This is a genomic window from Rhizobium sp. Rhizsp42, assembly GCF_047304155.1.
Taxonomy (GTDB): domain Bacteria; phylum Pseudomonadota; class Alphaproteobacteria; order Rhizobiales; family Rhizobiaceae; genus Rhizobium.
This window is the reverse complement of sequence record NZ_JBGLYS010000046.1, coordinates 18,234-41,107: the sequence shown is the minus strand read 5'-3', so window position 1 is coordinate 41,107 and position 22,874 is coordinate 18,234. Positions and strand designations below refer to the sequence as shown.

21 protein-coding genes and 4 pseudogenes are annotated in these 22,874 nt (G+C 57.0%); 16 read left to right on the top strand and 9 right to left on the bottom strand.

The features are described 5' to 3' along the window. Positions 1 to 204 (bottom strand): DUF1295 domain-containing protein (locus tag ACCD05_RS28525; protein ID WP_413396878.1); only part of this gene is annotated, 204 nt, incomplete at its 3' end. Positions 205 to 356: 152 nt separating this feature from the next. On the opposite strand from ACCD05_RS28525, the gene ACCD05_RS28520 reads away from it, so the two are divergent. Beyond that, a complete protein-coding gene (locus ACCD05_RS28520; RefSeq protein WP_111564232.1) occupies positions 357 to 728 on the top strand; it encodes a DUF2147 domain-containing protein in 372 nt (123 codons plus the stop codon). A 63-nt stretch (positions 729 to 791) separates the two neighbouring features. Here the strand turns inward: ACCD05_RS28520 and ACCD05_RS28515 are convergent, their stop codons facing one another. Beyond that, the gene (locus tag ACCD05_RS28515; RefSeq protein ID WP_111564231.1) at positions 792 to 971 is read right to left on the bottom strand and encodes a DUF3309 family protein; all 180 of its coding nucleotides are present in this window, start codon (positions 969 to 971) and stop codon (positions 792 to 794) included. A 298-nt stretch (positions 972 to 1,269) separates the two neighbouring features. On the opposite strand from ACCD05_RS28515, the gene ACCD05_RS28510 reads away from it, so the two are divergent. The 3 genes from ACCD05_RS28510 (at position 1,270) to ACCD05_RS28500 (ending at position 3,546) form a co-directional block, all read left to right on the top strand. Then, positions 1,270 to 2,082 (top strand): DUF1206 domain-containing protein, encoded by an 813-nt coding sequence (locus tag ACCD05_RS28510; protein ID WP_111564230.1) that lies wholly within the window; start codon positions 1,270 to 1,272, stop codon positions 2,080 to 2,082. 175 nt (positions 2,083 to 2,257) lie between these two features. Further along, entirely contained in the window at positions 2,258 to 3,127 is an 870-nt protein-coding gene (locus tag ACCD05_RS28505) for a TIGR02587 family membrane protein (protein WP_111564229.1), read from the top strand. An 8-nt stretch (positions 3,128 to 3,135) separates the two neighbouring features. Next, the gene (locus tag ACCD05_RS28500; protein WP_112950157.1) at positions 3,136 to 3,546 is read left to right on the top strand and encodes a hypothetical protein; all 411 of its coding nucleotides are present in this window, start codon (positions 3,136 to 3,138) and stop codon (positions 3,544 to 3,546) included. Positions 3,547 to 4,178: 632 nt separating this feature from the next. Here the strand turns inward: ACCD05_RS28500 and ACCD05_RS28495 are convergent. The 7 genes from ACCD05_RS28495 to ACCD05_RS28465 form a co-directional block, all read right to left on the bottom strand. Next, a complete protein-coding gene (locus ACCD05_RS28495) occupies positions 4,179 to 4,658 on the bottom strand; it encodes a pyridoxamine 5'-phosphate oxidase family protein (protein ID WP_111564227.1) in 480 nt (159 codons plus the stop codon). Positions 4,659 to 4,855: 197 nt separating this feature from the next. After that, positions 4,856 to 5,041: a DJ-1/PfpI family protein gene (locus ACCD05_RS28490; RefSeq protein WP_413396880.1), complete on the bottom strand. Its 186-nt coding sequence runs from the start codon at positions 5,039 to 5,041 to the stop codon at positions 4,856 to 4,858. Positions 5,042 to 5,437: 396 nt separating this feature from the next. Next, positions 5,438 to 6,346 (bottom strand): hypothetical protein, encoded by a 909-nt coding sequence (locus ACCD05_RS28485; protein WP_111564226.1) that lies wholly within the window; start codon positions 6,344 to 6,346, stop codon positions 5,438 to 5,440. A 441-nt stretch (positions 6,347 to 6,787) separates the two neighbouring features. Beyond that, on the bottom strand, positions 6,788 to 8,935 hold the full coding sequence (catE, locus tag ACCD05_RS28480; RefSeq protein ID WP_111564225.1) for a catalase C: 2,148 nt from the start codon (positions 8,933 to 8,935) through the stop codon (positions 6,788 to 6,790). A gap of 81 nt (positions 8,936 to 9,016) precedes the next feature. Next, positions 9,017 to 9,520 carry a ferritin-like domain-containing protein gene (locus tag ACCD05_RS28475; protein WP_111564224.1) on the bottom strand — a complete coding sequence of 168 codons (504 nt, stop codon included), beginning with the start codon at positions 9,518 to 9,520 and terminating at the stop codon, positions 9,017 to 9,019. Between the two features lie 212 nt (positions 9,521 to 9,732). Beyond that, on the bottom strand, positions 9,733 to 10,290 hold the full coding sequence (locus ACCD05_RS28470; protein WP_111564223.1) for a response regulator: 558 nt from the start codon (positions 10,288 to 10,290) through the stop codon (positions 9,733 to 9,735). A gap of 68 nt (positions 10,291 to 10,358) precedes the next feature. Continuing rightward, on the bottom strand, positions 10,359 to 10,568 hold the full coding sequence (locus tag ACCD05_RS28465; RefSeq protein ID WP_111564222.1) for a DUF4142 domain-containing protein: 210 nt from the start codon (positions 10,566 to 10,568) through the stop codon (positions 10,359 to 10,361). A 287-nt stretch (positions 10,569 to 10,855) separates the two neighbouring features. On the opposite strand from ACCD05_RS28465, the gene ACCD05_RS28460 reads away from it, so the two are divergent. The 12 genes and pseudogenes from ACCD05_RS28460 (at position 10,856) to ACCD05_RS28405 (ending at position 22,870) form a co-directional block, all read left to right on the top strand. Then, complete coding sequence (locus tag ACCD05_RS28460) at positions 10,856 to 11,920, top strand: DNA topoisomerase IB (RefSeq protein WP_111564221.1); 1,065 nt, start codon at positions 10,856 to 10,858, stop codon at positions 11,918 to 11,920. 117 nt (positions 11,921 to 12,037) lie between these two features. Continuing rightward, positions 12,038 to 13,122: pseudogene (locus ACCD05_RS28455) on the top strand (IS5 family transposase). Further along, positions 13,122 to 13,466: a hypothetical protein gene (locus ACCD05_RS28450; protein WP_111564220.1), complete on the top strand. Its 345-nt coding sequence runs from the start codon at positions 13,122 to 13,124 to the stop codon at positions 13,464 to 13,466. Before ACCD05_RS28455 ends, ACCD05_RS28450 begins: the two are co-directional and overlap by 1 nt. 594 nt (positions 13,467 to 14,060) lie before the next feature. Further along, positions 14,061 to 14,156, top strand: a pseudogene (locus tag ACCD05_RS28445) (IS5/IS1182 family transposase); the annotation flags it as partial. Further along, a pseudogene (locus tag ACCD05_RS28440) lies at positions 14,131 to 14,760 on the top strand (MFS transporter); the annotation flags it as partial. The pseudogenes ACCD05_RS28445 and ACCD05_RS28440, both read left to right, overlap by 26 nt. Before the next feature lie 177 nt (positions 14,761 to 14,937). Next, positions 14,938 to 15,615 carry a YoaK family protein gene (locus tag ACCD05_RS28435; protein ID WP_111564219.1) on the top strand — a complete coding sequence of 226 codons (678 nt, stop codon included), beginning with the start codon at positions 14,938 to 14,940 and terminating at the stop codon, positions 15,613 to 15,615. Between the two features lie 44 nt (positions 15,616 to 15,659). Next, positions 15,660 to 16,085 carry a DUF1622 domain-containing protein gene (locus ACCD05_RS28430; RefSeq protein ID WP_111564218.1) on the top strand — a complete coding sequence of 142 codons (426 nt, stop codon included), beginning with the start codon at positions 15,660 to 15,662 and terminating at the stop codon, positions 16,083 to 16,085. Positions 16,086 to 16,117: 32 nt separating this feature from the next. Beyond that, a pseudogene (locus ACCD05_RS28425) lies at positions 16,118 to 17,160 on the top strand (LLM class flavin-dependent oxidoreductase). Between the two features lie 329 nt (positions 17,161 to 17,489). Beyond that, positions 17,490 to 18,668, top strand: a complete 1,179-nt coding sequence (locus tag ACCD05_RS28420) for an alkene reductase (protein WP_413396871.1) — start codon at positions 17,490 to 17,492, stop codon at positions 18,666 to 18,668. Positions 18,669 to 18,879: 211 nt separating this feature from the next. Next, on the top strand, positions 18,880 to 20,160 hold the full coding sequence (locus tag ACCD05_RS28415; protein ID WP_111564216.1) for a cytochrome c: 1,281 nt from the start codon (positions 18,880 to 18,882) through the stop codon (positions 20,158 to 20,160). Beyond that, a complete protein-coding gene (locus tag ACCD05_RS28410; protein WP_413396869.1) occupies positions 20,157 to 20,630 on the top strand; it encodes a (2Fe-2S)-binding protein in 474 nt (157 codons plus the stop codon). Before ACCD05_RS28415 ends, ACCD05_RS28410 begins: the two co-directional genes overlap by 4 nt. Further along, on the top strand, positions 20,627 to 22,870 hold the full coding sequence (locus ACCD05_RS28405; protein WP_112950156.1) for a xanthine dehydrogenase family protein molybdopterin-binding subunit: 2,244 nt from the start codon (positions 20,627 to 20,629) through the stop codon (positions 22,868 to 22,870). The genes ACCD05_RS28410 and ACCD05_RS28405 overlap by 4 nt, the downstream gene beginning before the upstream one ends. Positions 22,871 to 22,874: the final 4 nt, after the last annotated feature.

The following is a 22,874-nucleotide window of genomic DNA, read 5'->3' as shown; positions in this document are numbered from 1 at the left end:
GGCGCAGATCACGATCAAGAGGGCGACACGGCGGTTGAAGTCACCACCGGCGAACGAGGCAGCGACCACGCCTCCGACACCCACGGCGGCCGACCATATTGTATCGATCCACCCACTTTGTCCGCTGCTGCGCTGTATCGCCCACGCGCCGGCCATGGCCAGCGATAGCCAGATAGCAACCGAGACTAGAAGGAAAATACTCATTGGCCTACCCGAGCGCGTCGACGTCTTTGTTTACGGACGTCATGCTTCCTCGGTTTAGACCGTCCGGATAAATTTTTCGGATCTGCAAGGCTTGATGAAACCGTTCACCACTACCTCTCGTATCGATATCAACCCGAGATAAGGATCCGAACATGAGTGCAAGGATAGTCGCCGCGATCACGTTGACCTTCTGCGTGATAGTTCAGGCCAACGCCGCCGAAATCGATGGCCAATGGGCGCGAGGAGACGGAAACGCCAAGGTTCGAATTGGTTCGTGCGGATCGGAAATATGCGCCACCAACACGTGGATCAGGCCAGGAACTCCGAAGGAAAAGGAAGGAGACAAGTTGGTCATGTCCATCAAGCCTGGAGTCGATGGTGTTTATACCGGCACGGCCTTCGATCCGCAGCGTGATATGACTTACAAGCTCACGGTGACGCTACGGGGCGACAGGATGACCACCAAGGGCTGCGTCCTAGCAGGGCTCCTTTGCAAGGGTATTGATTGGCGCCGTGTCCCGTAAATGCTATTTTCATTGATCTGGGACCCGCGCGATAGGCGCGGGTCCGTCGACTGCCACAAGGGCTTAGACAGGTGGTGCGGCACCGCCGTGCAGCGCGCCGAACAGCCATAGGATGATCAGCACGAGGACGACTAAACCCAGGACGCCGCCCAAGCCTCGGCCCCCGTACCGCCCGTGAGCGTAGTAGCCCCCGCCGCCTCCGAGCAATACCAAAAGGATGACAATAATCAGCAAAGTACTCATGGTGTTAAACCTCTAGTCGAAAGATATACGTCGGTTCAACGCCGGTAACGCCGTCGGAGTTCCGACGACGTTAAAAATGTTTAGCCATCCGTCTCTCGGTTCGCCATTTCCCAAAACCCTAACGGCGAAACGAGCCGATGTTCAGAGCTGGGTAGTCGTTAAACAGTTCCACGCGTGTTGACGTGAAACATGAAACATTTTGGGAGGCCATTGTGGCCTGATGCGTTTGCGCCGTGGACTGCTGACGCGGAACCTAAGCGCTGGCCCACACGTTCTTCAAGGCGCGGGAGAACAGTCGATGAAACATACGGGATTTGCTTGGTTGGCTCGATCTGGATACGGTGCAAGGGGTATCGTATTCCTGCTAGTCGCTGGACTGGCTACATTTTCGAGTTTCGGCGGCCGACAGGCTGACACAAAGTCGGCGCTGGATGTGCTCCTTGGCCAATGGTTGGGGACAATCTGGCTCACATTGATTGCCCTTGGTCTTCTTGGCTTCGTGGCGTGGCGCCTCGCGCAGTCCTTGGCGAACGCGGATGGCCACGACGCTAGCTTCAAAAGCTATCTGGTCCGTGCCGCTCTTTTTGGCAGCGCAGGCACTTACCTAGGTTTGGCGGCCTACGCGTTTCAGAGTGTGGTAGGGATGGGGTCGAGCCATGGCGGTGGGGAAGATAGTTTGGCGGCGTGGGCGATGTCTCAGCCTTTTGGCCGCTACCTAGCGGGCGCGATCGGCGTGGGGTTTCTCATTGGAGGCGTCGCAACGGCGGCGAAGGGCATCTCGCGGCGATTTGAGCGTTATCTTGATCTTGGAGAGAATCGGCCCTTGATCTTGATTTGCGTATATGGGCTCATATCTCGCGGCGTGGTTTTTGCCATCGTGGGCATATTTTTCTGCTATGCCGCCGTGACAGTTGATGCCAGTCGGGCAGGCAGCATGAGCGACGCGCTGAATTGGATTAGGCAACTGCCTTTTGGCCGCGTGCTTTACCTTCTCGTGGCAATCGGTCTAGCGGCCTTCGGTATCTATAATCTTGTCGAAGCCCGTTATCGGCGGGTAAAGTCGCCATCCGTCGCCGATCTGCGAGTGGGGTGGCACGAGCTTCGTCGCTAGTGTTTGAGCATCATCTTCCACGCGTGACAGGGACAATGAAGATGGCAACGTTGATGTCAATGACCGCGCTGCTTTCCGCTGCTCTCGCGCTCCCGAGGCCAACGCGACTGTCAACCGTGGCCGCCCTCTTCCTTAAAGGGGCCGCGTCGGCGTTTGGACGGTGGAACTTAATATCATGAATAACGCTCTGGCTCCACGTTCAACTGCGAAGGATTTCGACCTGGGCAAGTTTCTTGCCGGCATTGCAAGAGGAATCGCCGGCGCGCTTCTGTTCGCTTTACCCATGCTAATGACCATGGAGATGTGGGAGCTTGGGTTCTACATGGACCGAACAAGGTTATTGATCCTCATGGTCCTCAATATTCCTTTGCTTATCGTCTTATCGGACCGCGTCGGTTTCGAACAGACCACAACGTGGCTTGAAGCGATGAGGGATGCAAGCATTGCCTATTGTCTTGGCATATTCGCGAGCGGCCTCATTCTCGTGGCGATCGGTGTTGTAACCTCCGATCAGGCGCCTCACGAAATCATCGGCATGATCGCTGTGCAATCGGTCCCAGCCAGCATTGGCGCGATGCTCGGACGCAGTCAGTTGGGAGGGCAATCTCAACAGGGCGATCCCGATAGTGGCGATCCGCTGCGCGACCGGGAGACTAGCTATGCTGGCGAACTGTTTCTCATGGCTATTGGAGCACTTTTCCTGAGCCTGAATGTCGCGCCGACTGAGGAGATGATCCTTCTGTCTTACAAGATGACGCCATGGCATGCCCTTCTCTTGATAGTAGCTTCCGTCGCGCTCATGCACGGATTTGTTTACACACTTTCATTCCGAGGAAGTCATGACCTTGCCGAGGGAACACCGAGCTGGCATGCCCTCGTGCGCTTCACGATTCCAGGCTACGTCATCGCTGGAATGATTAGCGCGTTTTGCCTTTGGACGTTTCATCGCACCGACGACGTAGGGGCCACGCAAGCGTTGATGATGATCGTTATCTTGAGTTTTCCTGGTGCGATTGGCGCGGCGGCCGCCCGCCTGATACTCTAGAGGCCTAAATGACGAAAAACACCGGTCACGCAAATATTGAGACTAACGAGCCTCATTGGATTGAGTGGACAACCGGAACCCTATCCGCCTTGGTCATCCTGGCGGTTCTGATCTGGATTGGTAGGGACGCATTGATGGATCGCGACACTTCCCCAGACCTCGGCGTGTCCGTTCTTCAAGTGGAGGCACGAAGTAATGGGTTTCAAGTCCTATTCGAAATCCAAAATCGTTCGAGCCAGACCGCCTCGCAGGTAACGGTAAGGGGAGAGGTATTTGAAGAGCCTAAACTGGTGGAAGCGGCTGAGACGGTACTTGACTATGTTCCCGGCCATTCGAAGGCAGTGGGCGGACTTATCTTTAAAACCGGCCCTCGCGGGAGGGCGATTTCCATCAGGGCAATCTCGTTCAATTTGCCATAAGGACGATATGTTCGCTCGAGGTGGCATACCCTGCGCTGGATCAGCTGTATCAGCAAATTAGCCGCGACGTTCGCCTTTGGCGTGGTTTCACATGGCTCCGTCACCAGTTCAGCAGCGTCCCGCAACACCTCGTATAATAGGCCAAGGTCGCTGGGGTGCATATTGGCGATCATTTCGACCTCGATAGCTTGAAACCGCGAAAACGTTGGTTGGGACTTATGGTTCCAACTTTGTTCGTTAGCGTACAAACTTCGCGTCCAAATGAAAGTCGACCCCGCGCTTTCGTAATGCAAGCTTCCAAACCGCGTCCACCGCGCGATGGTCGAATCGGGGAACGCCGGTGTTCGATGGTGGCGGGGTCCGCCTGCGTCACGTCCCCGATCCACGCTACCGCAAGCTCCCGTGCCATCCCACCCTCAAGCGCGGTCTTTTCGCTATGGGGCTTAGCCGCTAAAAAGATGTTGAATTTCTCCATCTCGCCTAAAGGTGAGCGGCGCGTGAGGTTCGGGGTCACACCTTTCGCGCGCCATAGGTCAGCGTTCGGTTGATTCTGCCGTTGCGGCGCTTCACGTGTTTCGTCTCGAAAAGCGATGCTCTGGGACGCCGGTGAGGAGTCTTAACGCGCTCCCTCATTACATATCGACTTTTTCATTGTTACCCATGTCAGGCTTAGCGCTGCCCAAGGCGGCGGCCGCCATCTTCATATAACTCACGATCGTACCGGGGCTGCTCCAATATTCAGCGAATGAAGGTGTGACCTTAAGAACGCGAATGGATGGGTCCTCGGGGCTATCCCACCATGCCTTGGCGGGCGTGGACCATAGTTCCTTAATGCGTTCGCGGTCATTGCTCACCTCCGCCGATCCTGATATCGACACGTACTTTTGCCCCTTGCTATCGGCGAACGCTAGACAGACATGCGGGTTACGCGCAATCTCTTCATCCTTGTGTCCGTCCACGTCAGTGAGAAAATAAAACGCGTTTTCCAAACGCTCGGGATGCGCGGCCATCGGGCGTGCGCGAAGTTCGTGTGATATTCGGGTCGTCAACATGCAGAAGCCGATCTTCTCGGCGAGATCCCAGACGTTGTCGAGGTTGTTGGTGTTTGCCATTCATTTATCTCCAAATTGACAGGTTAACGGCCAATGATCGTGGAAGTTCCTAGGGAGTGTGCGCTTCCGCTGAACCCGTGACAGACGGATTCTTGGCGTTGCGAGGCTAGCCGATCGCGGAACCGGACTTCGACCTCAAAGCTCGTCCTTGATCAGAGAGAGACAAACCGGCGAGGTGAGTGGATACGGTTCGTCAACTAAGCTCGATAAACCTGCCCGGGATGCTTTCCTTCATCGAATTGCTCGATAATCTTCGCGCAAAATGCTGGTAGGTCATGCGGCTTGCGGCTTGTCACCAGGCCCTGGTCGGTCACTACCTCCTGGTCAATCCATGTGCCACCCGCGTTTTCGATATCGGTGCGAATGGACGCATACGACGTCACCGTCCGCCCATTGAGGACATTGGCTTCGGCCAAAAGCCAAGGACCGTGGCAAGATGACCCCCACTGGCTTGGACCCGTTGATTACATCTCGTACAAAGGGCACCATTTGCGCGTTTCCCCTTAGTTTCGGCACCTACCGTGCCCCCAGGGATGATCAGGCCATCGAAATCCGATGCCGAAACTTCGCTCACCGTCTTGTCGATTTTGTAGCTACCTCCTGGGCCGAGGTCGCCATTGTTTGTTTCCGCAGAGAAATCCACTTAAAGCCCGGCCGTCTGGCGTTTGCCGGTTCGCATCCGGGACAAGCATTGCTGGGATGCATGGTGGGGTTCATCAAACGTGCCATCGACAAAACGCCCCACATGTCGAGCCACCGTGGGGCGTCTTGAATCTCCATTACACGAGCGGTCCTCGACCCGTTAGTAAGATGTCTTCTTCCTCATCGCGCTGCCTCCCTCCAAAGGCGGCGGCGGCACTCGAAATAAAGGCGCCAATGAGGAGGGAGATCGACCCTACCAATGCCGTGGTTGCGGCAGCCTTTCGCGTTTTGTCCGCGGCGGCTTGCGTTGCAACCTTGGCGTCGTCAATTTGCTTCAATATCGTGTCAACGCGTGCCCGGGCGTCCGCCTCGGTCAACCCGGTACGTGCCGTGACGATGCTCGCGATGTACGCTTTGTCACCCTCAGGCACCTCGCCCTTTGCCGCGTCGTTCAAGAGGATACGTGAGACCTCCGCCGAAGCGGCTCCATCGTCGCTCGACGCATTCGCGCTGACGCGCTCCGGGCGCAAGAGGGCATCGGTGAAATAGGAAGTGGAGAGATCCGTCGCGGATGCTGAAGATGACGCGGCGGCCGTTCCCGCGGCACCGGCCGCGGTCGCCGCCGCACCGGCGGCACTTGCCCCCGCGCCGGCAAGAGACGTTAGGGATGATGTCAAAAAGCCGACCACGAACACGGTCGCCACGGCCCAACTGATAAAACCGTGGGCCGTATCGCGGAAGAAAACTTCGTCGGTATGGGCAGCCGTCCACTTGGTGCGCAGTCGTCCTGTAAGATAGCCGCCGAGAGCCGAGGAAAGCCACTGGACGACAACGAGCCAGATTGCGGCGGTTACACCAACCGCTGCCGCGGAGCTACTTTCTCCCGACCAAGGCGAAACCATGGTCAGGCCAACGCCTGACCCAAGTAGTAAGAGAATTAGCGTGGTGCCGACGGCCGCGAAGGCACCACCGAGGATAGGGCCCCAGGACACAGCTGACTTTGAGGATTCGACAGGAACGGCTTCTTGCACATCCGATAGAGACATCGTTGCCTCCTATCGCATGAATAACGCAAGAAGGATGATGATCGGCAATGGTACGCCGAGAAGCCAAAGTAGAATGCCGCGACCCATGATGAAATCTCCCATTAAATTAAGTGTTGCGACCGAGTAACGTCGAACTTGAGTGATCGTTCCCAAGAGTTAGCGGCGCGTGTGTTGCTTAATGAATTGAGATTGAAGGGCGTCAATGTATCACCGAGAGATAGCGGGTCGCCGGTGGATTTGTTGCAATCTGAGCGGTCGTTCTCGAACTCACCGATAAACCTTCATGCCTACCGGCACGGTCGGCGTCTGGGGTTGCCAAACAGACAAGTTTGTTACGCAAGCTGGATGACGATGCATTTTGGCGGATGCAGGAGTTCAAAATGATAATGGGTTCCTGTTGGCCCATGAGAGGGCGCGGGTTTTTCCCGCGCCCGCTTTGCCTCATGCGAGTGGCGGTGAAGCCTGCCCAAGTTTGAGCGAGGGTTCGCGACCCCATACACGTAGCTTGCCGAGTTCCTCGACAAACGCGGCAATGGCCTTGCTGGCTGTCAGTTCAATCGTCCCTTCGTCGAGCTGATCTGCAACTCCCGCTTTCCCTAGAAGCGGCATGGCGGACTGGTGAAAGCCTATATACTTGCAGTGCTGGAAGGCGTCCGCGACGAAGTCGCGGGCGGTGGCTTCCTTGACGAGATCGTCGATGGCTTGATGGGACGTCAAAAGGACAACCGCGTCGAACAGGACCGAAGGCCCTCCGTCGATCATATGATTGGCCGCGATGAAGCTCCCATCGTCCGCGGTCACCCCGCTCACCTTGGGCGCGATCAGCTCGACATTAGCTTTTTCGGCGGCAATCGCCTTGGTCAGCGCGATAAGGAGCTTTCGATCGACGCCGTCGGTAACGAGAATGCCAAGCTTGCGCCCCTCGAAGCGTTTTGGGCCTCGTTCGACGATACTAAGGGCCGGAGAGGCGTCCAGATCTTGGCGGGTCGGCATCGCCGCGTCAGCGGGCTCCGGCATCGACTGGAGGCCCAGCTTTTGCGCGACCGTGGTCGCCAGCGTCTCATCGATGTTCAGAAGGTGCGAAACCATTCTCTCTCGGATCGCTGGAATTTCGACCTTGCTCAACTCAAATGTCAACGCCGAGGCGATGTGACGCTGTTCCGCGCCGGTCTGGCTAATAAAGAATTGCCTTGCTTGGCTGTAGTGATCAGCAAAGCTTTCTGGACGCGCCCGCACCTTCTGTCCCTGTTCCTCGGCGGCTAGATGCCGATAACCGCGAGTGGGCGATTCTCGCGGTCCCTCGCCATGCGAGTTCGGTTGGTAGTTGGCGCGGCCGACGGGGTTGCGCATGGCCATATGCCCGTCCTGCTGGAAATTATGCATGGGACACTTAGGCGCATTGATCGGAAGATGAGTGAAGTTCGGTCCTCCGAGGCGTTTGAGCTGGGTGTCGAGGTAGGAAAAGTTCCGGCCTTGCAGTAGCGGATCGTTGCTGAAATCGATCCCAGGGGGGACATTCTGGGTCATGAAAGCAACCTGCTCGGTCTCGGCGAAAAAGTTGTCTGGCATGCGATCGAGCACCAGCCGGCCGATCGGACGCACTGGCAACACTTCCTCCGGAATGATTTTTGTCGGATCCAGCACGTCGAAGTCGAACCGGTCGGCGAAGTCCTGATCAAACAGCTGAACCGCGAGCTCCCATTCCGGGAAGTTGCCAGATTGGATTGAGTTCCAAAGATCGCGGCGATGAAAGTCAGGATCCGCGCCGTTGATCTTAACGGCCTCGTTCCAAGCGACCGATTGCAGGCCCAGTTTCGGTTTCCAGTGGAACTTGACGAATGTGGATTTATCCTCGGCGTTCACGAAACGGAAGGTGTGAACCCCAAAACCTTCCATGAAACGGAGCGATCGGGGGATCGTCCTATCTGACATGATCCACATGACCATGTGCATGCTCTCTGGGGTTAAGCTAATGAAATCCCAGAAATTATCGTGAGCGGTCTGGGCTTGAGGGAACGCTCGGTCCGGTTCTTGCTTAGCGGCATGGACAAGGTCGGGAAACTTAATGGCATCTTGAATGAAAAAGACGGGAATATTGTTACCGACGAGATCCCAGTTGCCTTCCTTCGTATACATCTTGACCGCGAAGCCGCGGACGTCGCGCGCGAGATCCGAGGAGCCCTTGTTGCCGGCCACCGTTGAAAACCGAACAAATACGGGCGTTTTCTCGCCCGCGCGTTGAAATACATCCGCGCGCGTGATGTCCGACAGAGATTCATACGTCTCAAAGAAGCCGTGCGCACCGTAGCCACGAGCATGAACGACACGCTCGGGAATACGCTCATGATCGAAGTGGAAAATCTTCTCACGGAAATGGAAATCGTCCACTAGAAGTGGCCCGCGTGGACCTATGCGGAGCGAATTTTGATCGTCGGCGACCGGCCCGCCCTGCGATGTGGTGAGGATATCCTGTCCTTGCTCGGCGAACTGATGGAGTTCACCTCCATCGCCTCGGTGAAGCTGCTGGTCGTTGATATGGATCGTCCCATCAGGGGAGATGGATGCGGATTTCGCTGGGCGTTTGGCCATGTTGATGTCCCTTGGTAAAAATCAGACAACTGCGAAGAGGCCGCCTTGCCGGCGGCCCCCTCGTACTTCCGCTTTATGGTGTCAAGCAGCCTTGCCCTTGGCAGGCGCGTTGGCCCGTGATTCAGCAAGCTGCGTCAACTTCCGATCCGTTGCCTCTTCCTCGGCCAGTGTGGCTTCCAACAGCGGGACAGCTTCTTTTAGACCGAGCTGTTTTGCCCATGCGATCAAGGTGCCATAACGGGCAATTTCATAATGTTCGACGGCCTGCGCCGATGAAATCAGGCCGGCATCGAGCGCCGGTGAGCCCTTGAACTCATCAATGATCTCCTCGCCCTCGGCCAGTATGCCCTGAATCGCTTCGCAGGTCTTTCCACGGGCAGATTTCCCCAGGAGGTCGAAAATTTGCTCGAGCCGATCGATTTGTCCTTGCGTCTCGTCGCGGTGCTGAAGAAATCCGGTCTTGCCTTCCTCGGATTGCGCGGCACGGGCCATTTTTGGCAGAGCCTTCAGGATTTGCTTCTCCGCGAAATAGATGTCCTTGAGTGTATCGAGAAAAAGGTCATCGAGTGTCTTGGTCGTTGCCATGATATCCTCCGTTGGTTTGTTCTCTCCCTGCATGCAAGTTGCTGGTTTAGCCGCGCCTTCGATGGGAGACGAAAGCTAACTTGGCCGCGAGACGTTTGTTCCTGTCTGCTACCGGACGGATTCATGGGAAGCTTGGGGGGATCGACAAAACCAACCTTGTCATCCGGAGGAGCGCTCCATCGGAGCATCCCCCCAGACCCGAATGCACTGACCTATGCCTTTTGGGTGTTCGTGGCGATCAACTCGAGCAATTCGAAAGCCGAGGTGGGTTTCGCGAGAAACGAGACGCCGAGCTCCTCATCATAATGCGCGAGTGTGATAAGACCCGACGTCACGATTATCTTGATGCTTGGCCAGTTAGATCGAACCGTTGCCGCCAAACCAAGGCCGTCCAGGCTCCCAGGCATGTCGACGTCCGTGAAGAGGGTGTTGATCTCGTTGTTCCTGAGGTGCACCAATGCTTCGTCGGCATTGCCTGCTTCAAACGTCTTATGTCCAGCTTCGTCAAAAAAATCGACGAAGCTATAGCGGAGCTGCGGCTCATCCTCCACAATTAGAATACTATGTTTCGCACCATGACCAGAACGCTCGTTTTGCCGCGCGCGAGAAATTACCTCAGCGCCATCGCTCGAAGCGCGGGTACGTTCAAGGAGGTCTCTCTCAAGTACGGCTTGCGCCCAATGTCTTTCGTCCTGGCCGAAGGGACGTCCTGCCTGCTCCCAGAGGGAATAAGCTCGAGTTGCGGTCCAATCGTTTCTGTTCTCATCCATGATCGTATCTCGTGGGCGTGGGAAGTGGAGGTGTCCTGTATGATTGAAGGCGATGCACGACACCGAATTCAATCCGGCTGTTTACGGCCATAGAATGTGCAACGAACGCTTTGGTTCCGGCCTAATCTTGCCTCGGGATTCACCGATTGCGCATGACGCGCGGGCCAACATTCTTCCGTGGTTTTCGCAGGATCGGTGATCATCTGCTGAGGAAAGCTCTTGGTCGACGCATCTCGCGAACGCTTGAGAGCAAGCTTGCTCGCTTGAATCTGGAACATGTGCGGCTAGCCGCCTCGGTGACGAGGTCCTTGGTCTTGGGCGCAACGCCCGGCGCGGGAGAGTTCGGTAAGGCCGACTTCGGCCACTGAGATTATGTTCTAGCGAACAATATGGGTTTGATCCGCGGCGTCATTCAATATGACCCTCCCCTGCCATGGCACACAGTGTCCCAACAGAGATAACGGCGGATCCCGTGTGAGATGCCAACGAAAACTGCATGTCCGCAATGATCTCGTCCTGACGGAGGTCGTAGGGAACCTAGCTATCAGATTTGAGTTTTAGCGGAATGGACACCGTAATAACCAAAATCGATACCACGGTAGCCGAGGCGAAACTGTCCTCCGGTCTAGTCTATATTGCGGGACTTGAAACCGGGATAACCCGCCGACAGGGCGAAAGAGGATTTCGATACTACGGACCCGATGGTCGTAGGATCACCGAGGGTTCGGAAGTGGCTCGCCTTAACGCGCTGGCGATACCCCCGGCCTACACCAATGTCGTCATCTCGACTAACCCATTCTCTCACCTGCAGGCGGTTGGCACCGACGCACGAGGACGTCGCCAGTATCGCTACCATCCAGATTGGCACGCGGAGCGTGGAAAGGCGAAATTTGAGCGACTTGCGGCGTTTGCCAACCGTTTGCCGGATCTTCGCGAAAGGGTTGACACTGACCTGCGTTCGCGAAAACTCAACATGGATAAAGCGCTCGCGACGGTCGTTTGGATGCTCGACAACCTGTATATTCGGGTCGGCAACGCCGCCTATGCCGAGACGAACAGGTCGTTCGGGCTGACGACGCTTAGAAACCGCCACGTCAACGTTGAAGGAGGCAGCGTGAGGTTTCGGTTCAAGGGGAAATCGGGAAAGGAATGGAATTTAGCTCATAGCGACCGACGGATCGCCAATGTCGTGCGGAAACTACAGGAACTACCCGGCCAGCATCTCTTCCAGTACGTTTGCGACGATGGAGGTTGTCGGCAGATATCGTCCAACGACGTGAATGCATACATCAAGGAAGTCGCTGGCGAGGATTTCACCTCCCGACAATTTCGAACCTGGGGCGCGACATGCATGGCGGTTGAGGCCCTCGCCGGTGTGGAGAAGGCTACCACCAACCGAGCGCTGGCTCGTCAGGTGAACGAAGCGATCGATCACGTGGCCGCCAAGCTTGTAAACACTCGGTCCGTGTGCCGCTCCTCCTACATACACCCCGCGGTTTTTCAAGATTTCGAAGCGGGCCAGTTGAAGGACATTTTCAAGTTGAAAACGAGGAGCATCCGACTACTCACTTGGCTGGACGATGAAGAGATACGTGTCTTGCGATGGCTGAATAAGCGACGCTCCGCGTAGCCTCGACGCTAGTTGCAATGAGTCGCCGAGTAGAAAACTGGCAGGCTGTTGAGAAAGGCGCTGGCATATATGCTCTTGTCGTGATTCACTCTCGGTATGGCTATTTGGAGTTGATGGATGCGCGGCGGCAATGCGAGGACAGGTCAACTCTTCAGCTATGTCGATCTGGAGGATCGGGTTCGAAAGGATCATCCTTTACGGGCCATCCGGCAGATCGTGAACGAAGCGCTCGTTTCGTTGGAACGCGAGTTCGCGGCACTCTATTCACCGATTGGACGGCCATCGATCGCTCCTGAGAAGCTTCTGCGGGCAATGCTTCTGCAAGCCTTCTATTCAAGCCGTTCGAAGCGGCTTTTGATGGAACGGCCGGAATACGACCTTGTGTTCAGCTGGTTTGTGGAGATTGGCTTTGACGATCCAGCTCGGAACCATTCGGTTCTTTTCAAAGAACCGCGACCGGTTGCTGAAAGGCGACATCGCCGCTCTTGGGTACGACCCTTTCGCCGCCCAAGGTAGAGTGGCTACCATCAACGGACCACTTCTACGTCGATGGCACGCTGATCGAAGCCTGGGCGTCGATCAAGAGCTTCAGGCCGAGGAATGGCTCGGGCGGACCATCGGATGGCGGCGGTCGGAATGTGGAAGCAGACTTTCATGGCGAAAGGCGTTCGAACGAGACGCATGCTTCAACGGCTGATCCAGATGCAAAGCTTTATAGGACAGGCAAAGGCAAGGAGGCCAAGATGTGCTTCATGGGGCACGGGCTGATGGAAAACCGCCATGGCCTGCTGGTCGATGCGCGACTAACAGAGGCCAGCGGTTATGCTGAACGGGTAGCGTCGCCGCACATGATCGGGCCCTTCACCGGGCGGACGAAAGCGATCACGCTGGGTGCCGACAGGGCCCATGACACAAAGGACGTCGTCGAAGATCTTCGGTCGATGAAGGTGAACCCGCATGTCGCGCAGAACGTCAATGGTCGCCGCTCGGCTATCGACGGACGAACGACGCGCCATCCTGGCTACGGGGTCACCTTGCGCATGGGCAAGCGCATCGCGGAGGCGTTCGGCGGGATCAAAACCGTCGCGGAGCAAGACAAGACGAAGTTGCGCGGGCGCGGCCGCGCCGGATGGGCTTTCACCTTCGCGGCCGCCGCCTACAATCTTGTGCGGCTGCCGAAGCTCATGACGGAGACAAGCTGATGGCGAGAGTTCCTGCTTTCGCCAGGGCCTTTGCCGGTCGTTGGCGCATCGTCGAGATGGACAACTGGGACAATGACGCGCTCGATCTCGTGGAAGAGGCACATCTGTCATTCCAGGGCACGGCCGACGGCGAAATCGCATTCGTTGCTCTCAAGGGCTTTCTCGATGTCCGGTATAGCGCGCGAAGTGGATCAGCCTGTGCGGAGTTCTCGTGGGAAAGACAAGACGAGAATGACCCGGTCTGTGGTCGCGGATGGGCAGCACTTGGCTCCGCTGGACGCCTTGTCGGGCATATCTATATCCACAACGGAGACGATTCCGGCTTCGTGTGCGAACGCGACTGACTTCTTCAACAGCCTGTTAAAGGTTCAAAGACCACGCTCACGTCGGAGCCGACTATTTCGTACGGTCTCACACCAAGCTGAAGTTTCTATAATTAATCTCAACTGCGGCATGTGGTCATATCCCCGTTAATTTTGAGGGGAGGTCCATGTCGTTGTTTTTCGTTATGTTTTAAATAAACTCATATTTCTTTCCAACGCGGCGAAGGCCGCTGACGACGACTGGCATGTGGCCCGGACCACTAATCAGGCCAAGTTCACGCTGGATCAAGAGAACTGGTCCGATGTTAATGTTGGCGATCTCATCGCCAACAAGGCGTGGCTCTCGACCTGACCGCGAGGTAGGCTGCAGCTGACGAGAGGCGTCGAAACGATTTCGCTGCAACCGAACACGCTGGCTTCCATCACGACGTCAGGTCTCTTTTTCCGTAAGACCGAAATCCCGCAGCCAATTGGATCGATTGACCTCGAAATTGAAAAAAGGGAGCATGCCTCACGGCTTACGTCGGGAACATTGGATTGTACGGCGTAAACTCATAAAATGCTTGGTGTCTATCGCCTGTCGTTGTTCAAGGCTTCCGAATAAGGACGCATTTGATGACGCGTCGTCGCTACGAACTGACGGACCACGAATGGTCGACACCGCTGTTGCCCAACAAGCCCCGCGGCGCTCGCTCCGCCAAAGATCGTCGCCATCGTTGCGCTTCTCTTCCTTGGTGGCGCATGGATCACCGCGCTGACGACACTGAATGGCGCCGCGCAGGCTGTGCTCCCGAACTGGGTGCGTGGTCGTGGAGCCTTGGCTGGGGCGCCATCGGTACGGCGGTCGGCATCCAGACGACCCTGCTCATCGGTGCGGCCGGTCTTCTCGTGGCAGGCTTCATCATGCACCGTATCAAGCTTCCGGCCGGCGATGCCGACATGGTACCGTCCAACCATTGGCCCGAGCCGCTCGTTGCCGAGCCCTTTTGCCCATGATCGTGGTCCGGTCCTGATCCTGATCGAATACAAGGTCGAGAAGCAGCATCGCAGCGCCTTCCTGCATGCGCTCGATACACTCTCCCAGGAACGGCGCCGCGACGGAGCCTATGGATGGGGTGTCACCGAAGACAGTGCCGATCCGGAAAAGATCGTCGAATGGTTCATGGTGGAATCCTGGGCCGAGCACCTTCGCCAGCACAAGCGGGTTTCCAATGCCGACGCCGACCTGAAGGGCAAGGTTCTGACCTACCATGTCGGACCCGAAAAGCCGGTCGTCCGTCATTTCCTGACGATCAATCGGCCAGGTACTGCATAACGATACCAGCATCAGAACAAATGGCAGGGCGGCTTCGGTCGCCCTTTTCATTATGTCGCGCGGCGCAATAAATTCGAAACTATTGATACAATTGTTGAACGGAGGATTTGCGGGCAAAACTGGGGCATATCGCGAGACAGAACATCGCGATACCAGATTTTAGATAAGAGAACAGCGATGAAAACTCCCCCCCTTCCGACCCTCCTGAGCTTCAACGGCGGTTATGTCGATACCCTTGGCTTCCTGTCGCTGTCCGGCCTGTTTACCGCGCATGTCACGGGTAACTTCGTGACGCTTGGCGCAAGCATGGCGCACGGTCTGGATGGCGCATGGTCAAAACTCCTGGCACTGCCGGTGTTCTGCCTGGTCGTCTTTGCCTCACGGCTGGTCTGCCTGAAACTGCCGAGCCAAAATCGCTCGCCGATCCGTCCGATGCTTGTGGTCAAGCTCTTGCTATTCGTCGGCGTTGCCGCCTACGCGCTCTATCACGGTCCGTTCCGGGCAGACGAAGGCGTCGCCACTCTTACGGTCGGCATGGCGCTGGTTTCCGCGATGGCCATTCAGAACGGGCTTCACAAGGCGCATCTGTCGAAAGCGCCGCCATCGACACTGATGACCGGCACGACCACGCAAATCATGCTGGATCTTGCCGACATTCTGGCCGATCCGAAAGCCGACGAGGTTGCAACGGCCAAGGCGCGGATAAAGAAGATGGCGGCTGCCGTGGCGACTTTTGCCCTTGGCTGCGGCTTTGGTGCCGTCGGCTACATGTACGCACCGGCTGTCGCTTTCACCCTGCCTGCTGTCATAGCGGTCGTCGCTCTGTTTGCAAGCAGCGCCGCGGCCGAATCCTGAAACCTTACCAGCTTCTGCTCTGTTGAATTGAAGAGGAAATCATCATGGATATCGGCAGTGAGGCAAGCGGTATCGCCAACCTGATAGCACCCATTCTCAAGCCCTTGGCTACCGGTCTGGAATTCTTCGGCGTGGGTGTGATCCTGGTCGGCGTTCTGGTCGCAACCGTCGGATACATCAGGGATGTCTTCTCGATCGACCAACGCGAGGCCTATGAGCGCTACCGCGCCAATCTCGGCCGCGGGATCTTGTTGGGACTGGAGATCCTGATCGGTGCTGACATCATAGCGACCATCATCGCACCACTGACCTGGGAAAGCGTCGGACTTCTCGGACTGATCGTGCTCATCCGGACATTTCTCAGTTTTTCCCTTGAAGCCGAGATCGATGGCCAGTGGCCGTGGACGAAAAATGCGACCTCGTCAGCAGGATCCGGCTCGCCCTCATCGTCACTCCCAGCTGTGCGCTAACAACGTCTTCTTTTATCCGATTGGAACATATCATGACACAACCCTTGGAATTCGGCCTCGATACGTTCGGCGATGTCACAACAGGCCCTGACGGAGACCTGCTTGCGCAGCCGCAGGTGATCCGCAATGTGGTCGAAGAGGCAGTTCTGGCTGACCGGCACGGCATCGACTTCTTCGGTGTCGGCGAACACCACCGCAAGGATTTTGCCATCTCCGCGCCGGAGGTGGTGTTGGCTGCCATTGCGGCTCAGACCAGCAAGATACGGCTCGGCTCCGCCGTCACCGTTCTCAGTTCAGACGACCCGATCCGTGTGTTTCAGCGGTTCTCGACACTCGATGCGATTTCGAACGGGCGCGCCGAAGTCATTCTCGGCCGCGGTTCGTTTATCGAGTCCTTCCCACTCTTCGGCTACGACCTGTCGAAATACGAGGAACTGTTTAAAGAGAAACTCGATCTGTTCTCGGAGATCGTCTCCAAAGACGTCGTCAATTATCGCGGTGACTGGCGCGCGCCGCTGGAGGATCAGCGCATCTATCCGCCCATCGGAGACGGTCGGCTTAAAACCTGGATCGGTGTCGGCGGTAGCCCGGAGTCCGTCATACGTGCAGTCCGGTATGATATGAATCTGATGCTGGCCATCATCGGTGGCGATCCAGCCCGGTTTGTGCCTATGTCGAGCTCTACAAAAAGGCTTCCGACCAAGCTGGGAGAACGCTCGGCGCTATTGGCGTCCATTCACCAGGCTATATAGCCGAAAGCGATGAGCAGGCTCGCCGTGACCTGTTCCCACATTTCAAGAAGATCCGGGACCGGCTCGGCAAGGAACGTGGCTGGCCGCCGGTGACCGAGCAGGATTTTGAGAACGAGATCGAACATGGTTCGCTGTATGCGGGATCGGCGGAGACCGTGGCCCAAAAGATCGCAACCACCGTCCGGACGCTTGGGATATCACGGTTCCAGATGAAGTATTCTGCTGGTCCCATGGATCACGACAAACTTATGCAGAGCATTGAACTTTATGGATCAAAGGTCGTGCCGCTGGCGCGCACCTTGCTCGACGAGTCCCCGAAGTGAAAGCGAGTAAAGAGTTATTCATGTCAAATATGCCCTCACCACCGCTCCAAATCGGCCAGCTATAGTATGGATCACCAATGAAAACGGGCAGGCAGAATTTGCCTGTCGGCAAAGGAGGGGATTCTGTCAATCGGCGCGATCGGTGTTTCATAGGCCGGATTTCTTTCCGACGCGACTGCCGGCATGGTTAGAGCCAGGGAAATGTTGGTGCCTACTGTCGGACTGAAAAGGGGCACCGGCATCATTGTAACGGAAACCGATATGCCGGCTGATCATTTATAACCACTACAGCGTCGATCGTTGTGAAGTTAGATTGCAGGTCTCGGGCCATGCATCAAAACTTCAAATTGAAAGACAAAGCCGTGAACGCCAACATTTTTTCTCCTATAGAAATAGCAGGGCTAACCGTGCGTCATCGTATTGCGATGGCACCCCTGACCCGTTCTCGCGCCGGGCAACCAGGTAACGTGCCGACCACGATGAATGTGGAATATTATCGTCAGCGTGCGGGCGCCGGCCTGATCATTACCGAGGCGACGCAAATCTCGCAGCAAGCACAGGGTTACGCCTGGACGCCGGGTATCTATACGCCTGAGCAAATCGCCGGCTGGCTTGAGGTCAGCAAAGCCGTTCACGAAGAGGGCGGGGTAATATTCCAACAACTCTGGCACGTCGGACGCGTCTCTCATCCAAGCTTCCAACCGAACGGCGGGCTGCCGGTGGCCCCGACCACAATGCCGGTGCCTGGAAAAACGTTCATTGTTGATGAAACGGGCAAGGGCGTCTGGGGAGAGATCCCGGAGCCGCAGGAACTGACCACAAGTGGCATCAAGACGATCATTGCCGACTATGTCACAGCGTCCCGGAACGCTATCGCTGCCGGTATGGACGGCGTGGAGATCCATGCGGGCAACGGCTATCTCTTGGACCAGTTCATCAACAGCAACAGCAATCATCGCATGGATGAATATGGCGGCTCGACAGAAAACCGCGCGCGGCTGCTTCTGGAAGTCACCGATGCAATCTCCAAGGAAATTGGTGCCAGTAGGGTGGGTGTCCGTTTGACGCCAATGGGGCGTTTCATGGGGATGGGAGACGACACTCCGGAAGAAACATTTGGCTACATTGCCGAAGAGCTCAGCAAACGCAGCCTTGCATATCTTCATCTGGTGGAGCCGGAAATTGTCGGAACCGTTCTCGATGAGAATTACGACCCTCGTTGGGACAGCATCATGAAACTGCTTCGCGAGCGGTTCAAAGGCCCCCTGATTTTGGCGGGTGGCTTCACTTACGAGAAAGCCCAGGCAGCAATTGCCGAGGGACGCGGCGATGTTATCGCATTCGGACGGCTGTTCATCGCAAACCCTGATCTTCCGGATCGCTTGCGCACGAGAGCTCCCTTGAACGAGCCTGACAGTTCAACGTTTTTCGGCGGCGACAGTCGCGGATATGTGGACTATCCAGCCCTCATCCACGCGGCTGCCGAAACCGGTGCGGGAAACGGCTGACTGAAAAAGCGAGGTCGGTCCTAAACCGAGGTATAGGTCGTTCAAACCAAAGTGCGATTTCGCCATCCGCCGAGGCTGTTAAACCTTCACAAATCGATTTCTGGATGACGGCATGGATGCCGAGGCAACGGTGCGCTCAGTCTTTGCGCCTGCCACAGCGATGCTGTCAGACAGATCGTCGCCTGCATTCGTAATACAGAGGCAAGTCCATATGCATTACAGTAAACGCACACTGCAGGCGGGGGCCTCAATCCTTGGCCTCGCGATCACCGTGGGCTTTGGGGTCTTTGGGTGGATCGCCTACGAACCGGAACTTTCGAGAATCCCGCCCCCTGATCGGGCTTCGATTCCGCCGGCTCTGATCCGCAAGGGTGAGCAGTTGGCGACCGTAGGCGACTGTATCGTCTGCCACACCGCCGATGACGGCCCGGCGCTTGCCGGTTCGCGGCCGTTGACTACGCCATTTGGAACTCTTTATTCCAACAACATCACGCCGGATCCTGAAACTGGGATCGGCAACTGGTCGGCAGATGCGTTTCGCCGCGCGATGAAGGAGGGCGTCGCCCGCGATGGCAGCCATCTCTATCCAGCACTTCCCTATGAACATTTCACGCGCGTCACAGATGCAGATCTCGATGCTATCTACGCGTTTCTAATGAGCCGCGAGCCGGTCAAGGAGAGCGCTCCTCCAAACGAACTTCTCCCTGGTCTGGGCTTTCGTCCACTTCTTGCCGGCTGGAAACTGTTGTTTCTGCGGCACGAAGCGACGGTCTCCGAACCCATGGAAAGCAGCGAATGGAACCGTGGAAAATACCTGGTCGACGGGCTCGCCCATTGCGGAGGTTGCCACACGCCCCGAAACATCCTGGGCGGGGAAAAGTGGGCGGACGAGTTTGCTGGGGGTGTTGCGGAAGGTTGGAACGCGCCACCTCTGGACGCTTCCAACCCGTCAGCTGATCGCTGGAACGTCGATACGCTTCAAGCCTATCTGAAAACCGGGACTGCGAAGGGCCACAGCACGGCAGCTGGCCCGATGGGGCCAGTGACCGAGGGCCTGTCGAGGCTCAACGATGCCGACGTACGGGCGATTGCCGTTTACATCAATACGACAATTCATTCCGGTACCACGCCGTCTTCGACGGTGACGCCGCCCGCCATCGCTGGGCTGCCGGACGCTCGGACAAACCTGTTCGATGGTGCGTGTGGCGGATGTCACGAGCCATCCGCGCCGATGGGCAGGCAAGGGCGCCCGCTGCTTTCAGAGACGTCGGACATGAACGCGAAAGACCCCCGCAATGCGGTTCAGGCCGTCCTGCAGGGCATAAGGGATCCGTCCAGCGACGCTCCGTTCATGCCGTCGTTTGCCGACAATCTCACCGATAGACAGATCGCGGACCTGCTGGCCTACGGCCGATCGCGCTTCACAACGCAACCACCCTGGCCGCCTCTTGAAGACACCGTTCGCGATATTCGCAAGGAGAACGCACAATGACGACATCGATCACGGTCAACGGAAAGAGACACCAGGTCGATAGCGACACAGATACACCGCTTCTTTACGTGCTGCGGAACGATCTGGAACTCAACGGCGCCAAATACGGTTGCGGGCTTGGGCAGTGCGGCGCCTGCACTGTTCATATCGACGGCAAGGCAGTCTTTTCCTGCCTCGCTCCGCTAGGCGCGATTGGCGAAAGGTCGGTTCGAACGATTGAAGGCCTCGGCTCTGTCGACGCTCCAGGCGTTTTGCAAAAGGCGTTTCAGGATGAGCAAGCCGCGCAGTGTGGTTACTGTATCGCTGGCATGATCATGCGTGCGCAGACCCTTTTGGACAAGATCCCCAATCCGAGCGATGATGAAATCCGCGACCATCTGCAACCCAACCTCTGCCGTTGCGGCACCCATGCGAGGATCCTCCGCGCCGTCCGGCGCGCCAGCGACGTCATGGCAGGAGTGGCCAGATGAGCGCGATCACCAGACGATCTTTTCTGGCGGCCAGCGGTATCGCGGTAGCATTCGCTCTCGCAAGACCTGCACGAGCCCAGTTGGCCGGAGGCGGAGAAGGGGGCGCCGGCCCGGCTATTGTCAATGCCGACCTGCCAGGCAGCCTGAAATCCTGGCCCTATCTTGACGCCTGGATACAGCTCGATCAAAACGGGAAAGCCACCGTCTTCACGGGTAAGGCCGAGCTCGGACAGGGAATACGGACAGCGTTGACGCAGGTAGCTGCGGAAGAACTCGATCTTCCTCCTTCCAAAGTCACACTTGTTACGGTCGATACATTGCGCACACCGGACGAAGGGCTGACGGCAGGCAGTCATTCCATGCAGGACAGTGGCACCGCGATCCGCAACGCTGCTGCAAACGTGCGCATGCTCCTGCTCGCGAAAGCCGCCGCAACGCTCGGGGTCGCAGAGGCCGATGTTGCTACAAAGGGGAATGGAACCATTGTCGCAGCCGATGGCCGCAGCTTTGGGTATGGCGAGATTGCCGCGGCGGTATCGCTGCATGTGGAAGCGCTGCCCAATGCACCTCTTCGCCAGAAAGGCCAGTTTCGGACGATGGGTTTCAACCTACCGAGGCTGGATATCCCGGCAAAGACGACCGGGGGGGAGGCGTTCATACAGGACATGCGCCTGCCGGGAATGCTGCATGCCCGGGTCATTCGCGGTCCAAGCATAGGCACACGGCTGAAGCTTCCGCCGGATAGCGAAATCGAAGCTATGGACGGCGTTGTTAAGTTTGTCCGCAACGGCGATTTTGCGGCAGTCGTCTCCCGGCGCGAGTGGGATGCTGTCAAGCTGATGCGGAGACTGCAAGCCTTACCGTACACGGCCGCGAACGAACCTCTTCCCTCGGGAGGAGTCGCCGAGACATTGAAGGCGCTGCCTGCACGCGACATCGTCATACTGGATACGAGTACACCGACTGCTGACCCCAAGCATTCTGTCAGCCAAAGTTTTACCAGAAACTGGATCAGCCATGGGTCGATTGGACCCTCCTGCGCGTTGGCATGGCTGCAAGACGATCAGCTAACAATATGGACACACAGTCAGGGGACGTTTGACGTCAGGCGTGTGGCCGCGGAGCTTCTCAATCGCCCGATAGAAACCATACGCGCCATCCACGTCGAAGGCGCCGGTTGCTATGGACAGAACGGCGCGGATGACGTTGCTGCGGAAGCTGCCCTGATTGCCGCATCGATGCCGGGCAAGCCTATCCGGTTACAATGGATGCGAGAGCAAGAGTTCGGCTGGGAACCACTTGGTCCGGGAATGGTGACGGAAGTCGACGCCGCCATCGATGCCGGCGACCGGATCGTCAAATGGAACTACGATGTCTGGAGCAATCCTCACAACAACCGGCCGGTCGGGGCGGGCGGCGTGCTTGTTGGAAACGAGGTGGCGCAATCGTTTCCTATTCCGGAGGGCAAGCCGATCCCAATGCCGGAAGGCGACGGCAGCCGCAACTCGAACCCGCTCTACGATTTGCCAAACACGCATGTCATCTACCACTTCATCAAGGACATGCCGATACGGGTTTCCGCGCTGAGGTCGCTCGGAGCGCACCTGAACGTGTTTTCTATCGAAAGCATGTTTGATGAACTTGCGTTGAAGGCTGGAGTGGATCCGCTGGATATGCGGTTGGCTCACATGGCCGACGACCGAGCACGAAGCGTCATGCTGACCGCCTCGGAAGCCTTCGGCTGGAAAACTCGCAAGAAAACTTCGCCGCTGCAAGGGTTCGGCATGGCGTTCGCGCGTTACAAAAATCTGGGCGCCTATTGCGCCGTGTTCATGGAAATCACAGTCGAGCGCGACACGGGTCGCCTGACAGTTCGAAGGGTCCAGGCTGATGTGGACTGCGGCGAGGTCGTTTCTCCGGACGGTGTCCATAATCAAGTTGAAGGGGCGATTATTCAATCGTTGAGCTGGTGCACCCGCGAAGCATCGGGCAATGACGGCACTCTGCGCACAGCCTTCGATTGGAGCACCTATCCAATTTTACGCTTCCGCGACGTACCTGAAAAGATTGCTGTCACCGTCCAGCAGCAGCCGGGAAAGCCTTTCCTGGGCGTAGCCGAGTGTGGACAAGGCCCAGCTTCCGCAGCACTTGCGAATGCACTGGCTGATGCCACCGGTGTCAGATTCACTCACATGCCGATCACTGCCGAGAAAGTAAGAGCCGCGATTGTAACCCTCTAGCAGA

Bases quoted from the DNA above. Each gene is read 5' to 3' on its own strand.
- ACCD05_RS28430 (WP_111564218.1), top strand. From the start codon at position 15,660: ATGGATATCGGCAGTGAGGCAAGCGGTATCGCCAACCTGATAGCACCC.
- ACCD05_RS28405 (WP_112950156.1), top strand. From the start codon at position 20,627: ATGAGCGCGATCACCAGACGATCTTTTCTGGCGGCCAGCGGTATCGCG.
- ACCD05_RS28475 (WP_111564224.1), bottom strand. From the start codon at position 9,520: ATGGCAACGACCAAGACACTCGATGACCTTTTTCTCGATACACTCAAG.
- ACCD05_RS28505 (WP_111564229.1), top strand. From the start codon at position 2,258: ATGAATAACGCTCTGGCTCCACGTTCAACTGCGAAGGATTTCGACCTG.
- ACCD05_RS28495 (WP_111564227.1), bottom strand. From the start codon at position 4,658: ATGGCAAACACCAACAACCTCGACAACGTCTGGGATCTCGCCGAGAAG.
- ACCD05_RS28450 (WP_111564220.1), top strand. From the start codon at position 13,122: ATGGCGAGAGTTCCTGCTTTCGCCAGGGCCTTTGCCGGTCGTTGGCGC.
- ACCD05_RS28410 (WP_413396869.1), top strand. From the start codon at position 20,157: ATGACGACATCGATCACGGTCAACGGAAAGAGACACCAGGTCGATAGC.
- ACCD05_RS28460 (WP_111564221.1), top strand. From the start codon at position 10,856: ATGGACACCGTAATAACCAAAATCGATACCACGGTAGCCGAGGCGAAA.
- ACCD05_RS28485 (WP_111564226.1), bottom strand. From the start codon at position 6,346: ATGTCTCTATCGGATGTGCAAGAAGCCGTTCCTGTCGAATCCTCAAAG.
- ACCD05_RS28415 (WP_111564216.1), top strand. From the start codon at position 18,880: ATGCATTACAGTAAACGCACACTGCAGGCGGGGGCCTCAATCCTTGGC.
- ACCD05_RS28465 (WP_111564222.1), bottom strand. From the start codon at position 10,568: ATGTTCCAGATTCAAGCGAGCAAGCTTGCTCTCAAGCGTTCGCGAGAT.
- ACCD05_RS28515 (WP_111564231.1), bottom strand. From the start codon at position 971: ATGAGTACTTTGCTGATTATTGTCATCCTTTTGGTATTGCTCGGAGGC.
- ACCD05_RS28470 (WP_111564223.1), bottom strand. From the start codon at position 10,290: ATGGATGAGAACAGAAACGATTGGACCGCAACTCGAGCTTATTCCCTC.
- catE (WP_111564225.1), bottom strand. From the start codon at position 8,935: ATGGCCAAACGCCCAGCGAAATCCGCATCCATCTCCCCTGATGGGACG.
- ACCD05_RS28420 (WP_413396871.1), top strand. From the start codon at position 17,490: ATGCATCAAAACTTCAAATTGAAAGACAAAGCCGTGAACGCCAACATT.
- ACCD05_RS28520 (WP_111564232.1), top strand. From the start codon at position 357: ATGAGTGCAAGGATAGTCGCCGCGATCACGTTGACCTTCTGCGTGATA.
- ACCD05_RS28500 (WP_112950157.1), top strand. From the start codon at position 3,136: ATGACGAAAAACACCGGTCACGCAAATATTGAGACTAACGAGCCTCAT.
- ACCD05_RS28510 (WP_111564230.1), top strand. From the start codon at position 1,270: ATGAAACATACGGGATTTGCTTGGTTGGCTCGATCTGGATACGGTGCA.
- ACCD05_RS28435 (WP_111564219.1), top strand. From the start codon at position 14,938: ATGAAAACTCCCCCCCTTCCGACCCTCCTGAGCTTCAACGGCGGTTAT.